This is a genomic window from Shewanella sp. WE21, assembly GCF_002966515.1.
GTDB lineage: Bacteria > Pseudomonadota > Gammaproteobacteria > Enterobacterales > Shewanellaceae > Shewanella > Shewanella oncorhynchi.
Map to the genome: position 1 here is coordinate 3,002,732 of NZ_CP023019.1, position 13,800 is coordinate 3,016,531.

Consider the following 13,800-nt stretch of genomic DNA (forward strand, 5'->3'; position numbering starts at 1 on the left):
CCTGCGGCAACTCCGAGGGGGATGGTGTATTCCTCAGACTCTGGTGTTATTGGTAAATTATTAAGGCATAAAAGTTATGCTTGTCCTAGTTATGTCCCTACTTTCCTTTAGTGCCACACAACTAGTGGGTGATTTCTCTGCCTAGAAAGGGCCCAACACTGTCGTCATGGTGGAAAACTTCCACGCTGAAAAAGGCAAGGCCGCGAACATTGAATATTGCTACTACATCAGTTCCAAAGATCTCAGTGCCGGGCAAGCGATAAGAGCTCATTGGGGGATAGAATCTATGCACTTGATCCTAGATGTAAGTCTGCAAGATGATGCCTGTCAAATCTATCGGGATAATGCAGCAGAAAACTTGGCGGGTCTTTGACACATGGCACTTAATATGCTGCACGCTGAAACAACCAAGATCAGCGTGCCAATGAAGCAGAAACGTTGCATGATGAAAGCCAGATTTTCTGGAACGCGTGTTATTAGCTGGTTTTGCCTCTGTGGTCAATTAATGCACACTCATGCGGACGCCTTGGGATTAAGCTATGCAGAGCAGGAACGCAATCGTCAATAGCCATACTCATCAGTGGCTGTTTTCTGTGATATTGAACTTAAAGCGAATTTTGTGCAAATATAGCCAAAAGGTGAGAAGCCTATTTATTGACTTTCAAGGAGGAACGCTTGTGACTGATTTGAATAAAAATGCTCGAGATTTAATTGAATATTATTGCTCTATGAAAGTTGCTCCAGAGTATGCATTACTAGTCAAAGGTTTTTGGGGGTGCGGCAAGTCACATCTAGTCGAAGATGTTATTAGGGTCTGTTGATCTTTGCTGTACAAATGTTGTTCAGCAATACATCGGCAGCCACATTAACATAAACGCCAGTGACACCATACTGGCGTAATTTCTTGCTAGCTTGTCATATCTTGTTGATATTGCTCGATAGTGCTTAATTCTTCCAAAAGCATTCTCCACTAAATGTCGATACCGATATAAGCACCAATCGACTCTTTCTTGAGGTGTATTCTTATAGCGGCGCCTTGGAATAACAGATTTCCCGCCTTTATTTGCGATAAGTTCACGAAAAGCATCGCTGTCATAACCTTTATCTGCAATGACGGTATCAACCTGCTTCAGGTGCTCAATTAAGCTGGGGGCGTGTGTAATATCGTGTTTTTGGCCTTCTGATAATTCGAAATAAATCGGTAATCCTCCGCTGTCGACGGCTAAGTGAATTTTGGTTGAATTACCGCCTCGACTTTTACCAATACTCTCATTACTTAGCGTCGCTGCACCTGCACTGTGCTGGTGAGCCCGCACTATCGAGCCATCAATAAAGACCCATTCTATATCAGCAAGGTTGGCTAAGGCCTTGAATAAATGTGCTAGAACGCCTTTCTTAGACCATAAATGAAACCGTCTAAAGACCGTGCTCCAATGACCGAACTCTTTAGGTAAATCTCGCCAAGGGATACCTGTTCTAAGGCGGTAAAGAATACCTTCGAATGTTTGTCTATGTTCAGGTTTGTCATAAACACGGCCTGTGCTTTTCATTAAATGAAATAGCTTTTCCCAGCGTGCATCGGTTAGCATAAGTCTTGGCATGGCTTGAGGTTATGGTTACTTTTGGCGAAGCAAATTATAACGTCTTGCCATGCTGTCTAAAAATCACTCTCGAAAGATCAACAGACCCTAGTAAAATGAAAAGTACTAATAGTGATCTCAAGTTTCTTCGAGTCAGCCTTTATGGCATTGGAGATATTACAGATATCGAAGCAAAGTTTTTTGAGCAGCTAAACCCTATCTTATCTAGTAAAAAAATGATGTTTGCTGGTCAAATTGCAAAAGGAATTTTAAAGGGAGCGTTAAAAATTGATTTGGATGGTGACGGAAAGGCCGATGCATCTGCAAATATTAGTGTTCCCGAAATAAATCTAGCTAAATATTTAACGGATACTAAACATTGTATTTTGGTTTTTGATGATCTTGAACGATGCTCAATGGATATTCAAGTTATCTTAGGTTATATCAATTACTTTGTAGAGAAGGATGGCTATAAAGTTGTTCTCATAGCAGATGAGTCGAAACTGATAGCGTTTTCGAATTCAAATCCCGAGTCTCAGATAAAATATCAAAAAATAAAAGAAAAGCTTATTGGTAAAACAATAGAAGTGAAACCAGATGTAGAAGGTGTATTTGACTATTTTGTAAAAAATCTGATTTCACTCGCTAACCAAAAAGCACTTGCTAAGTATAAAGCAGTCATAATTAGTACCTTTATCCATTCTGGATATAACAACCTAAGATCATTAAGAAAGTGCTTTCTAGATTTAGAATTGTGGTTCAGTAAGTTAGACGCTGATATTAGGGATAAAGAAGAGCTAATGGAGCATTTTCTTACTTTATTTATCGCGGTTTCAATGGAAGTGCATGCCGGAAGTTTACTTACTAATAATGTGGGTAAATTTTTCGGTTATGATTACCAGCGGAATGATAACTCAGAAAAAGAGGTAAATCCTGACGCGAAAAATAAGGGAAATTTACAAGATAAATATCCAATTGATTTTTATGATTCAATTATTGATATAAGTATTTGGAAAGAGTTTTTTGAAAGTGGCTGTACGAATTTTGTGCAAATAAACGCTGAATTTAGAACTTCTAAATACTTTGCTTTTGAACAGACTCCTAATTGGAAAAAATTATGGTACTTCTACAATTTAGATGATCATGAATTTACTAAGCTACAAGCCTTGGTAATCACAGAGTTTAATAACAGAGAATATCAGAATCTATGTGTATTAAAGCATGTTGCAGGTATGTTTTTGCGGCAATCACAATATGAGTTATTGAATAAAACGCCGCAGGATATTGTTAACGATGTGGAAGCTTATATATATGACATTAAGAAATTAAACCTTTTTGAAATCACTGATGACCAACTCGAATCATTAAATGGATTTGGTTCATACCAAGGTTTAGGTTATACCTGTAGAGAACATCCTTACTTTCAGTTAATATCAAAATGTATTAATGATTATGTTATTAATGCTAATGAGAAGATAACGCAAGTGGATTCAGTTAAGTTAATCCAAATCATGAATTCAGACCCGAAACAGTTTATTTTATTTTTTGAGTGGTCTGACAAACAAAAACACTACAAAAATAAACCAATATTACAATTTATAAAACCTGATGAATTTCTTAATGCTTTTTTAAATTTACCAAATGAAACCAAGCGTCAGTTTATACCAATAATCAAAGATCGTTTAAATCAAGTTCTTGGTAAAGACCATGAGTTGTACCCTGAATTTGAATGGTTTAAATTGTTTAAAGAACAGCTTGAAGGCCATCTAAAGACTGCTTCAAAATCGATATCTACCATAATCCTTGAGTTTGTAATTCAGCAAATATCTGAAAATATTGATTTTATTGAAAGGCGGCTGACACATGACACATTGAGCTAATCCTGTATATTTTTAAAAAAGTCGGGACAGACATAATTCTTTTCAGAATAAGTGGCTAACACCACCGTGGCTACAGGAATACGCCAATTCCCTGCGAAGTTGCTGAAGGGCGTTGAAGAAAATCGCGTAACGCAGACAGGACGTCTGCGTAGCTTTCGGGGGGAAGGGACGCCCCATCGGAAGCGTTAGCTATTTTCGAGTAAGCACGAAGCCAGTCACTAATGCATGTAACTTCGCTAGGGACGTCTTGGAGCATCCAAGGAGGATAGGACGAGCAGTCCTCCTTGGTCGGGTGTGGGGTGAAGCCCCACGACGTTGGTCAGCTAGGCTTAATAGTTATAAGCCTATTACCTAGGCAGCCAATACCAAAGCTAACCTAATACAGTTTGGATAATGAAGGCTTAGATTTGTAAATTAAACACTCTGAGAATCTTGATTCTCGGAGTGGGGGAAGTCATTACTTCTGCGTTGCGCGGTAGTGGTCGAAGTTCTCGATATAATCTTCCAGATTAGCGTCGAGCATCTCTTTATAGCGTTCCATATAATAGTCCATCATTTCCTGCTTTTTGGCCTGCATTTGCTCTTTGCTTTCAAAGCTGGTGGAACCAAACCAAGCGTTGTAGCGGGCGACGCCCCACATAAAGGACGCGCTGACCTCACCGGTTTGGATCTCGGTGCTCTGGTTTTGCTGGTTCGCGAGCTTTATCAACTCAGAGGCACGGTCGTAAAAGGCTTTTTCGTTATCAGACATCAGCAATTCCTATTATTGGGCAATGTGGTTAAAGAAAGGGCACGTAGTGTGTTTTCACCCTTTTGGTTATTGCCACTTACCCTAAGATATTTTGCGACTGAGGGACAGTCGCAAATCTCACAAAATGCGTTGATATCACACTAAAATAATGTGCCTAAACTCAATTTGAGATAGGCGTAACACTTTTCTATTGGTTGCAAAACTCCACATGGCTTGAATCAACTCATCATTAACCTTAAACACCACCATCACTTCAAGCAGTTCATCCTTACTGAATAAATTAGCTCGAAATGCATTGCTGTGTCGGGAGGGAAAGAGTGCTTGTCGTCGCGCTACTATCATCGCCATGACTGCTTTCTTTCCCTCTAATATTTTCTCAGTTAAGTACACTATTCCAATATCTTAAGCTGTGTTTGTCCCCATTGGGTGGCATAGGGCATGGCTTCTTGCGGGCTGAGGATAAACTCATTTTCACAGCCATCGCCGCGGGGCGTTTCCCAGAATTTGATGCCCTTTGGCTCGAGGGTGAGCTGGTAATATCCCGAGCCGTCGGATGTGGGGCATTCTGCGTCCGGTGCTTTGCCAGCAAACAATTTGTCCCTTAATGCTGGGGGTAAAGGATGACTCATACCCTCGAGCATGCTTTGTGGTTGAGTATCGGCGAGAAACCATTGCCATGGGTGGAAAGGTTTGCCGTCGTTAAGGGAGAAACTCACAAATTCTTGGCTGATACCATTGGCGCCATAACCTGCCGCCCAGCGATATAGGCGCACACTGAGCCAATGCTGATTAATAAAAATCGGTTCGGCAAAGGTTTCATCAGTTACAAAACTGCCCATTTGTGCCAGCATTCTGCGGCGAGTGTCAAAGGTTTGTGCTAGTTGGACTTCATCGGTGAGCTTATGTTCAAGCCATTGATTAATTGCCAATATACCCGTTTGTGGGCCTTTAAGTTCGATACCTACATCTGTGCCAAAAGTCAGCGGGCGATACTCAATATTTTCGTAGCTTTGCCATTTACCTCGGCTGAGTTTTGGCGTGGTTTCTAGCGGTAGATTGTAAGCATCGGCACCACAATCCTCGACCTTATCTGGGCTGATTTCTCGCTCAAGTTGCACTGGTAACGATTTACTCGCGGTATCTTTAAACCAATGGCCGCTCAGTTTTTGTGGCGTGACACTATCAAACTGCCAATTTCCGGTATTGCCTTCTTCTTTCCACAGTTCATCTTGCTGCTCGAGTCTTATCGGCGTTAAGTAGCGTTGATAGTAATAACTGCCTGTTCCATATTGATTAAAACAAATTCTGACTTTGCTTTTACCTAACTGTCCCTGCCAGATCCCTGTGAGTTCATTGGCCGCAAAGGTCGGCAAAGAGATCGCGGCGGTCAGCAATAGGCTTGAAGATAAAACGGAGAATAACATCCTTGTGGGCATACTGATTTTCTCTTAAAAGGTGATAAGTAAGGGCCGTATTCTAAGCGCAGGATACTGACCGATTATGGATTAAAAATCAAAATCTGATAAAAAAGTCGCCCGTAGGCGACTTGATGTTAAAGACTTAAGGCTTACTCAACTTGCCAATCAATGGCTTCTCCAGCACGAATAGGCACGACGTTAGTATCGCCAAGCGGGTAAGTGGCAGGGACATCCCATGACTTTTTGACCAGCGTGATGGTATCGGTATTGCGTGGCAGATGGTAAAAGTCTGGGCCGTTAAAGCTTGCGAACGCTTCGAGTTTATCCAGCGCATTGACCGACTCGAAGGCTTCGGCATACAGCTCAATGGCGGCATGAGCAGTGTACGAACCCGCACAGCCACAGGCCGCTTCTTTCTTATCCTTGGCGTGTGGCGCTGAATCTGTACCGAGGAAAAACTTCTTGCTGCCGCTTGCCGCTGCACCTAACAACGCCTGCTGGTGGGTGTTGCGTTTTAAAATTGGCAGGCAGTAAAAATGCGGACGAATACCGCCAGCCAGCATGTGGTTACGGTTATACAGCAAATGGTGGGCCGTGATAGTCGCGGCCACATTGTCTGAGGCTTGAGTGACAAAATCGACGGCATCTTTGGTGGTGATATGCTCAAGCACTATTTTAAGCGCGGGGAAATCGGCGACAATTTTACTGAGGATATTTTCAATAAAGACACGCTCGCGGTCGAAAATATCAATAGCTGAATCTGTGACTTCACCGTGGACTAAAAACAGCATACCGACTTCTTGCATGGCTTGGAGTACGGGATAGATGTTTTTAACATCGGTTACGCCGGAATCTGAGTTGGTCGTCGCGCCCGCTGGGTAGAGTTTAGCGGCGACAATTTTACCCGAGGCTTTGGCCTTGCGGATTTCATCTGGGCTGGTTTTGTCGGTTAAATACAACACCATCAAAGGTTCGAATTGTGAGCCCGCGGGCACTTGCGCTTTAATGCGATCGTAATAGGCCAGTGCGGTTTCAGTATCGATAGCGGGGGGCACTAAGTTTGGCATCACGATGGCGCGGCCCATATAGCGGCTGATATCGCGCACTGTCTCTTTAAGCTGGGCGCCGTCTCTTAAATGAATATGCCAGTCGTCTGGGCGAGTGATTGTTATTGTAGTCATAGGGTTTGGTCTTTTGATCGTTTTTGCTGCGAGGGTGGCGGGATCTTATGTGGCAAGGATTTTACTGTAAAGGGAAACTCGGCGGTTTGGGTTAATAAATCTAAATTCTAGACCCTAGAATCTAGGAACTGCTTTTTTCAATCGGACACTTTTCATTTCACTGCTGCGGACACTTTTAAATGAAAGCGCCAGTGTCCGCGGACACTTTTATCTGCAATTTTTTGTTAACGTTTTGAAATAATATGATTTTACTTTTTTGGCATAGGCTTTGCTGTCTCTAGGGTAGAGATTTCCAATAGTGTCCGTTGATACGTTCCGGCACTGATGATTCCAACAGGGAAGCGAGTAAAGCCATGATTAAAGATACTAGCGGCCAAGATACAGTACTTGTGCCATCGACCTCTAAACGTCTTAAGTTACCGCTGATCATTGGCGGTTGCGCCTTATTAGTCAGCGCCTTAGTTTGGGCGAGCTTGGGCACTGATAGCGTGAGCAAATCTTTAAGCCGCAGCGACATCACTACCGCAAAACTCTTCGTTGGAACGTTAACCCGCGATGTGGCGACCACAGGTAAAATCGTGGCGGCCAATGCGCCTATTTTGTATAGCACAGAGGAAGGCACAGTGACCCTGCTCAGCAATCCTGGCGATACTGTTAATAAGGGCGATGTGGTCGCCAAACTTGATAGTCCAAGACTCACTAATCAGCTAGCGCAAGCCAAGTCCGTATTAGCGGGCATGGAGAGTGCATTAGAGCGCGCTAAGTTGGATGCAAGACGCGATCAATTACAAGCTTATCAAACCTTAGATATCGCAACGGTCGATCTTGAAGCGGCGGATAGGGAAAGCCGACGCGGAGAGGAACTGATTCAAAGTCAGCTTATTGGCCAAATTGATTATGAAAAGGGCAAAGATGATTTACACAAAGCCAAGCTGAAGTTTAAGCATGCCGAGCAAGAAGTGGCGTTAACGAAAGATACGTTAACCTTTGAAATTAAAAACAAAGCCCTAGAAGTTGAGCGTCAAACTCTCGCGGTGCGTGAATTAGAACGCCAAGTCGATGCCTTGAATATTGTTGCACCTGTTAACGGCATTATCGGTAACTGGATTACCGAGCAGAAAACCCGTCTTAGCGCTAACCAACCGATTTTAACCGTCGTGGATTTAAGCGCCTATGAGGCTGAGTTAGCCGTGCCTGAGTCCTATGCGGATGATCTGGGTTTAGGCATGGAAGTCGAGTTGAGTTTTGGCAGTATTAAGTTAATGGGCAAGCTATCGTCGATTTCCCCTGAAGTGCGTAACCGTGAAGTGACCGCTAGGGTGCAATTTGACCAAAGCGACAGCCTAACACTGCGCCAGAATCAACGCATCTCGGCCCGAGTGTTATTAGAGCACAGACCCAATGTTCTTATGGTAAAACGCGGCGCCTTTATGACCAGCGGTGGAGGTAATGTGGCTTATCAAGTCGAGGGCGATTTAGCCAGCCGTCGTGAGGTTAAGCTCGGCAGTACTAGCCTGAGCCAAGTCGAAGTGCTTGATGGTGGCAAAGCCGGAGATGAGTGGGTTATTTCAAGTGTCGACCCTTTTAATCACGCCGAACAGGTCAGAATTCATTGATGACCGATATTCGTAAATTATTAAACAACCAATCTGATGAATTTAACAGCGCAGTGATCAAGGTGAATGACGAAACCTGCTGCGACATGGATAAGAATAGGAGCCGGATATGCGTGATAAACAATTTGATATCAGCATGTTGATGTCATCCAAAGTGTTTGGAGTACTAGCCTTATTATTACTGGTGGTTGCGGTGGAACTAAGTATCGGTGAGGCCAATAGCTGGTTTTTCCTCGGACTCAATTTGTTGGAATGGAGTAATCCTTTGGATGAGTTTCGCCAAGTGGGTGAGGTTTCAACCGAAACTGCCAACCTTATGCTGGGCGCTTTTATGTGGTTTTTAGAGTGTGTCGTTGAGCCATTCTTTGGCTGATAAAGGTGTGCTGATTACGGTCGTACATGAGTCGATGCCTAAGGTGTAGACGCAGAGTCTAGGCGCAAAATAGATTTGATTATTTAAAGGAAATGAACATGTTATCAATGAAGAATGTGAGCAAGGTTTTTAAAACGGATTTAGTAGAAACCCACGCCCTGCGCGATTTTAACCTAGAGGTGAACGAAGGCGAATTTGTCGCAGTCACAGGTCCTTCTGGCTCGGGTAAAACCACCTTTTTAAATATTGCAGGTTTACTCGAAGGTTTTACCCACGGCGACTATTTTCTCGATGGGATTAACGTGTCTAACTTGAGCGATAACAAGAGCGCCACTATCCGGAATGAAAAAATTGGCTTTATTTTCCAAGGTTTTAACTTAATTCCCGATCTTAACTTAGCTGAGAATATTGAAGTGCCGCTGCGCTATCGTGGTTTTAATGCCAAGGAGCGTCAACGTCGTGTACAAGAGGCATTAGAGCAAGTGGGCTTAGCTTCACGGCTTAAACATTTACCTACTCAGTTGTCGGGTGGACAACAACAAAGGGTGGCGATTGCTCGTGCGTTGGCGGGGGAGCCACGCTTCCTACTCGCCGACGAACCTACGGGAAACCTCGACAGCCTAATGGCACGTCAAGTGATGGAATTACTCGAAAATATCAATCAAGCGGGCACGACCATTATCATGGTGACGCACGATCCTGAACTCGCTCGCCGCGCCCAACGCAACATTCAAATTGTCGATGGTCAAGTATGTGACTTTACTATGTATCATCAAGGTCATCGACATGTCAGTGACATCACTGCTGCGACTGATATCGACAAACTTGTTGCCAACGCCGACCGCTAAGGATATGCATTATGTTCTTTTATTATGTTGATTTAGCTTGGCGCAGCATTAAGAAAACCCCAGTGTTGTCGCTGCTGATGGTGTTGGCGATTTCGATTGGTATTGGTATCACGATTACTACGTTAAACGTGTACAAGATGATGTCATTTAATCCTGCGGGTGAACGCTCTGATGAGTTAAATGCGGTACAGCTTTGGAGCCAAGGTCCTGATTCTTGGGATGAGTTAAACTCGTTAGTGACTTACCAAGACGCGATGAATCTGCGCAACAATACCTTACCTAAACGCCAAGCTGCGATGTTTCGCACTGGGATGGCAGTGCAAACGGAGGATGCCAATTTTGCGCCTATTTTAGAAAGCATTCGGGTGACGGACAGTGACTTTTTTAAGCTGTTTGACGTGCCATTTTTGTACGGTAATGCGTGGGATAAATCCGTCGACACTGAACCTGCTTATCAAGTGGTGATTAACGATAAACTCAATCAAAAGTTGTTTGCGGGTCAAAACAGTGTTGGCAAAGTTATCTATCTTAATCGTAAACCTTATCAAGTGGTTGGGGTGATTGATGCTTGGGATCCTAAGCCTAAATATTATGATCCCACTAACGGTGCCTTTAACGACACGGAACAAATTTTTGTGCCGTTTTCGCTGACACCTATCGAAGAGTTTGATGTATGGGGTAACACGTCTGGTTGGAAGTTTGAGACGATGAATAGTTACAGTGATCGCCTTAACTCTGAAAAAGTGTGGCTGCTGTATTGGGTTGAGTTACCCAATAAAGATGCAGTAGCCAGTTACCGTTCTTGGCTCAGCAATTATGTAGCGGAGCAAAAAGCCCTAGGCCGTTTTACGGATAATAAATCTGCCGCTGACTCAGTCAAAGTATCCGATGTGGCAACTTGGCTTGAATACAATCATGTGGTGCCCGAAGACAATAAAATCTTGGTTGGCTTGAGTGCGCTATTTTTAAGTGTTTGTTTAGTCAATATATTAGGTTTAATGCTGACAAAGTTCCTCAAGCGAGCTCCCGAGGTAGGAGTGCGCCGCGCTATTGGTGCTAGCCGTGGCCAAATCTTCGCTCAATATATGGTGGAAGTGGGCATGATTGGCTTATTCGGTGGTTTGCTGGGACTCGCTTGGGCCTACGCTTCGCTTTATGGGTTATCGGCCCAGTTTGAGGTCGCGAAGGATTTAACCCATTTATCGGCGAGTATGTGGATTATCACCCCAAGTATTGCGGTAGGCACAGCCTTGTTGGCTGGCTTGTATCCCGCATGGGTGGTGTGTCGTACTAAACCTAGCGTTTATCTTAAAAGCCAGTAAGGGACTCATTATGTTGCATATTAAACCTATTCTCAGCAGTTTATTGCGCAGTAAAAGCGGTCCGGTCTTACTGCTTATTCAGATTATCTTGTCTGTGGCGATTGTGGCGAATGCGAGCTTTATTATTCAAGAGCGTTTAGCCCTGATGCAGCGTGATTCGGGGATTAAAGAGTCAGAAGTCTTGACCTTTAGCTTGTTCAACTTCGATCCATTGATTGATAAAACCGCGCAAAACAAAATTGATCAGCAAATTTTGCGGGGGCTACCCAATGTGATTGATGCGACCTCAACCAATATGTTGCCGTTAAGCGGTGGCGGCTGGTCGAGCACGTTAAATCTGGGCCCCGACCCAGATAGCGCTAAATCGACACCGCAATTTGCCATGTATTTAGGGACAGATCACACCATTGAGACCTTAGGCATTAAGCTGATTGAGGGACGTAACTTTTACCCCCATGAACTTAAGGATAACCTCGATAGCCCTAGCCGATTAGCGATCATCTCCAGTGTGTTAGCCAAAGCCATTTGGCCTGATGAATCCGCACTTGGCAAAGTGTTGTACGAGGGCAAGGATGCACAGATCACTGTGATTGGCGTAGTCGAAAAACTACAAGGCGCGTGGATTGACAGTTCTAGCCTTGAAAATAGTGTGATTCAAAATGTGGATTATGGCAGCAGTTCTTACATGGTACGGGCCAAACCTGAGTTTCACGCCGAGCTTAAAGACACGATAAAAAAAGCGCTGATGGCGGAGAATCCAAACCGAGTGCTCGATGGATTTAAGTCAATCGAGGCCTTAAAAGATAGTTCATACCGAGATCATAAATTGATGATTACTGTGTTAACTATGATGGTGGTGTTGTTATTGCTTATCACCTCGCTCGGTTTAACGGGCATGGTGATGTTTAATATCCAGCGCCGCACTAAGCAGATAGGTACCCGCCGTGCATTGGGGGCTAAAAAGCGCGATATTATCAGTTACTTCCTCGTGGAGAACTATTTGATTTGCTTAGCGGGAGGCGTGCTGGGCGGCTTGTTAGCGATACAGTTAGGCCAACAGTTGATGAAAATCTATAGCTTGCCTATGTTGGACTTAAGCTACCCACTAATTACTGTGGCAGGTTTGTTTATTGTCACCACGTTAGCGGTTTACTTACCGGCGCGTAAGGCGGCAAATATTTCGCCAGCAACCGCAACTCGCAGCGTATAGCGGAATATTTGATGTCACTCAAGGTACGATAAAAGCTCGACAAAAGTGCGATAACAATAGGATGTTATTGCACTTTTTGTTACTTTACGGTTAACAGTTTTACTTAGGACAACACTCACACTTATGGATACTATCCTTATCGTCGATGACAATCATGCCATCTGCCAAGCCCTAGGTTTGATGCTAGAACTCAATGATTATCGGGTGCTGATTTGCCATAGCCCAGAGGACGCCCTTGGGTTATTGACGACTCAAGATGTGGATTTAGTGATCCAAGATATGAACTTTACCCGAGATACCACCTCGGGTGAGGAAGGTCGGCAGCTGTTTTACGCCCTGCGCGAACACCAAGGGGATTTGCCGATTATTTTGATGACGGCGTGGACGCAACTCGAAACCGCAGTTGAATTAGTCAAAGCGGGCGCCGCCGATTATATGGGTAAACCTTGGGATGACGCTAAGCTACTTAATAGCATCACTAATCTGATTGCGCTTTATAAACTCTCCCGTGCTAACCACCGCTTGGAGCGGGTGAATCATCAACGCCAAGTGGCGATCGCCGATGCGGATCTCTGCGGTATTGTCTTTGGTAGCGGTGCTATGCAGCGTTGTATTGACTTAGCCTTGCAACTGGCACGCTCCGATGTATCGGTCTTGATCACTGGCCCCAATGGCGCGGGAAAAGACAAACTCGCCGATATTCTCCACGCCAATTCACCCTTAAAAAACAAACCTTTTATTAAGGTCAATGTCGGCGCTTTGCCGATGGATTTATTAGAGGCCGAGCTGTTTGGTGCCGAGGCGGGCGCTTTTACGGGCGCGACTAAAGCGCGTATTGGCCGTTTCGAAGCGGCAGACGGCGGCACGCTGTTTTTAGATGAAATTGGCAATTTACCTTTGTCTGGGCAAGTGAAATTATTGCGGGTGCTACAAACCGGCGAATTTGAACGCTTAGGAAGCCATAAAACCCAGAAAGTAAAAGTGCGGGTGATCAGTGCGACCAATGCGGATCTGGCCCAAGATATCGCCGAAGGGCGATTCCGTGAGGATTTGTTTTACCGCTTAAACGTGATTGAACTGGCATTGCCACCGCTGAATCAACGCACCGATGACATTTTACCTTTAGTGCAGCATTTTATTGGCAGCGATTTTAGCTTGAGTAAACCTGCGTTGCAGGCGTTATTACAGCACCGCTGGCCGGGAAATGTGCGCGAGCTTGAAAATGCCTGTAAGCGAGCGGTATTGTTGGCGCAAAGCCATGTGTTGACGGAAGCTGACTTTGGTTTGGCACCTGTTGCGAGTGTTATAAAATCTGCTTCCAGTGTTTCGGCTGTATCTGAGTCGCGGCTATCTGACCTGAGACAGTTTGATCCTCAGCCTGTTTATTCGCCGGCTTCCATCCCCGTAAATACCGCATTTTATCATGAGTCTGTTCGTGCCCAAGTGTCAGATGCCAATGAGGCGATAGACGTGAGCCGAGAAGATATCGAAGCGGCGCTAAAACAGCATCATGGCGTAATTGCTCGGGTGGCAAAAGCGCTTGGACTCAGTCGCCAAGCGTTGTATCGGCGGATGGACAAGTTTGGTTTAGATAAGTCATAGGCTAAGTGCAGATGCTAGG

The 13,800-nt window shown here is 44.4% G+C and carries 13 protein-coding genes and 1 pseudogene; 9 read left to right on the top strand and 5 right to left on the bottom strand.

Translation table 11 applies throughout. From position 1 onward, the window contains the following. Positions 1-160: 160 nt before the first annotated feature. Positions 161-506, top strand: a pseudogene (locus CKQ84_RS24035) (ISAs1 family transposase); the annotation flags it as partial. A 222-nt stretch (positions 507-728) separates the two neighbouring features. Then, positions 729-821 (top strand): P-loop NTPase fold protein, encoded by a 93-nt coding sequence (locus CKQ84_RS24200; RefSeq protein ID WP_367870070.1) that lies wholly within the window; start codon positions 729-731, stop codon positions 819-821. Between the two features lie 21 nt (positions 822-842). Here CKQ84_RS24200 and CKQ84_RS13085 read toward each other — a convergent pair whose 3' ends face one another. Further along, positions 843-1,601 carry an IS5-like element ISSod6 family transposase gene (locus CKQ84_RS13085; protein ID WP_011071076.1) on the bottom strand — a complete coding sequence of 253 codons (759 nt, stop codon included), beginning with the start codon at positions 1,599-1,601 and terminating at the stop codon, positions 843-845. Between CKQ84_RS13085 and CKQ84_RS13090 the strand changes: the two genes are divergently transcribed. After that, positions 1,595-3,460 carry a P-loop NTPase fold protein gene (locus tag CKQ84_RS13090; protein ID WP_158683048.1) on the top strand — a complete coding sequence of 622 codons (1,866 nt, stop codon included), beginning with the start codon at positions 1,595-1,597 and terminating at the stop codon, positions 3,458-3,460. The genes CKQ84_RS13085 and CKQ84_RS13090 overlap by 7 nt on opposite strands. 457 nt (positions 3,461-3,917) lie before the next feature. Here CKQ84_RS13090 and CKQ84_RS13100 read toward each other — a convergent pair whose 3' ends face one another. From CKQ84_RS13100 to pyrC, 4 genes are all read right to left on the bottom strand, one after another. Next, positions 3,918-4,211, bottom strand: coding sequence for a DUF3144 domain-containing protein (locus CKQ84_RS13100; RefSeq protein WP_105251632.1), 294 nt, complete (start codon positions 4,209-4,211; stop codon positions 3,918-3,920). 135 nt (positions 4,212-4,346) lie between these two features. Beyond that, a complete protein-coding gene (locus CKQ84_RS13105; protein ID WP_158683050.1) occupies positions 4,347-4,601 on the bottom strand; it encodes a hypothetical protein in 255 nt (84 codons plus the stop codon). Then, the gene (locus CKQ84_RS13110; protein ID WP_105251634.1) at positions 4,601-5,647 is read right to left on the bottom strand and encodes a hypothetical protein; all 1,047 of its coding nucleotides are present in this window, start codon (positions 5,645-5,647) and stop codon (positions 4,601-4,603) included. The genes CKQ84_RS13105 and CKQ84_RS13110 overlap by 1 nt, the downstream gene beginning before the upstream one ends. Before the next feature lie 131 nt (positions 5,648-5,778). Then, positions 5,779-6,810, bottom strand: a complete 1,032-nt coding sequence (gene pyrC / locus CKQ84_RS13115) for a dihydroorotase (protein ID WP_105251635.1) — start codon at positions 6,808-6,810, stop codon at positions 5,779-5,781. A gap of 353 nt (positions 6,811-7,163) precedes the next feature. Between pyrC and CKQ84_RS13120 the strand changes: the two genes are divergently transcribed. The 6 genes from CKQ84_RS13120 (at position 7,164) to CKQ84_RS13145 (ending at position 13,781) form a co-directional block, all read left to right on the top strand. Continuing rightward, a complete protein-coding gene (locus CKQ84_RS13120; protein ID WP_105251636.1) occupies positions 7,164-8,426 on the top strand; it encodes an efflux RND transporter periplasmic adaptor subunit in 1,263 nt (420 codons plus the stop codon). Positions 8,427-8,535: 109 nt separating this feature from the next. Continuing rightward, on the top strand, positions 8,536-8,799 hold the full coding sequence (locus CKQ84_RS13125) for a hypothetical protein (protein WP_105251637.1): 264 nt from the start codon (positions 8,536-8,538) through the stop codon (positions 8,797-8,799). 98 nt (positions 8,800-8,897) lie between these two features. Further along, positions 8,898-9,647 (top strand): ABC transporter ATP-binding protein, encoded by a 750-nt coding sequence (locus CKQ84_RS13130; protein ID WP_028761691.1) that lies wholly within the window; start codon positions 8,898-8,900, stop codon positions 9,645-9,647. 11 nt (positions 9,648-9,658) lie between these two features. Next, positions 9,659-10,969, top strand: a complete 1,311-nt coding sequence (locus CKQ84_RS13135; RefSeq protein WP_105251638.1) for an ABC transporter permease — start codon at positions 9,659-9,661, stop codon at positions 10,967-10,969. 10 nt (positions 10,970-10,979) lie between these two features. After that, positions 10,980-12,179 carry an FtsX-like permease family protein gene (locus CKQ84_RS13140; RefSeq protein WP_105251639.1) on the top strand — a complete coding sequence of 400 codons (1,200 nt, stop codon included), beginning with the start codon at positions 10,980-10,982 and terminating at the stop codon, positions 12,177-12,179. A 123-nt stretch (positions 12,180-12,302) separates the two neighbouring features. After that, positions 12,303-13,781 (top strand): sigma-54 dependent transcriptional regulator, encoded by a 1,479-nt coding sequence (locus tag CKQ84_RS13145; RefSeq protein WP_105251640.1) that lies wholly within the window; start codon positions 12,303-12,305, stop codon positions 13,779-13,781. Positions 13,782-13,800 lie beyond the last annotated feature (19 nt).

Excerpts from the sequence above, each read along its gene's own strand:
- CKQ84_RS13145 (WP_105251640.1), top strand. The coding sequence starts at position 12,303 with ATGGATACTATCCTTATCGTCGATGACAATCATGCCATCTGCCAAGCC.
- CKQ84_RS13085 (WP_011071076.1), bottom strand. The coding sequence starts at position 1,601 with ATGCCAAGACTTATGCTAACCGATGCACGCTGGGAAAAGCTATTTCAT.
- CKQ84_RS13100 (WP_105251632.1), bottom strand. The coding sequence starts at position 4,211 with ATGTCTGATAACGAAAAAGCCTTTTACGACCGTGCCTCTGAGTTGATA.
- CKQ84_RS13120 (WP_105251636.1), top strand. The coding sequence starts at position 7,164 with ATGATTAAAGATACTAGCGGCCAAGATACAGTACTTGTGCCATCGACC.
- CKQ84_RS13110 (WP_105251634.1), bottom strand. The coding sequence starts at position 5,647 with ATGCCCACAAGGATGTTATTCTCCGTTTTATCTTCAAGCCTATTGCTG.
- CKQ84_RS13140 (WP_105251639.1), top strand. The coding sequence starts at position 10,980 with ATGTTGCATATTAAACCTATTCTCAGCAGTTTATTGCGCAGTAAAAGC.
- CKQ84_RS13130 (WP_028761691.1), top strand. The coding sequence starts at position 8,898 with ATGTTATCAATGAAGAATGTGAGCAAGGTTTTTAAAACGGATTTAGTA.
- pyrC (WP_105251635.1), bottom strand. The coding sequence starts at position 6,810 with ATGACTACAATAACAATCACTCGCCCAGACGACTGGCATATTCATTTA.
- CKQ84_RS13135 (WP_105251638.1), top strand. The coding sequence starts at position 9,659 with ATGTTCTTTTATTATGTTGATTTAGCTTGGCGCAGCATTAAGAAAACC.
- CKQ84_RS24200 (WP_367870070.1), top strand. The coding sequence starts at position 729 with ATGAAAGTTGCTCCAGAGTATGCATTACTAGTCAAAGGTTTTTGGGGG.
- CKQ84_RS13125 (WP_105251637.1), top strand. The coding sequence starts at position 8,536 with ATGCGTGATAAACAATTTGATATCAGCATGTTGATGTCATCCAAAGTG.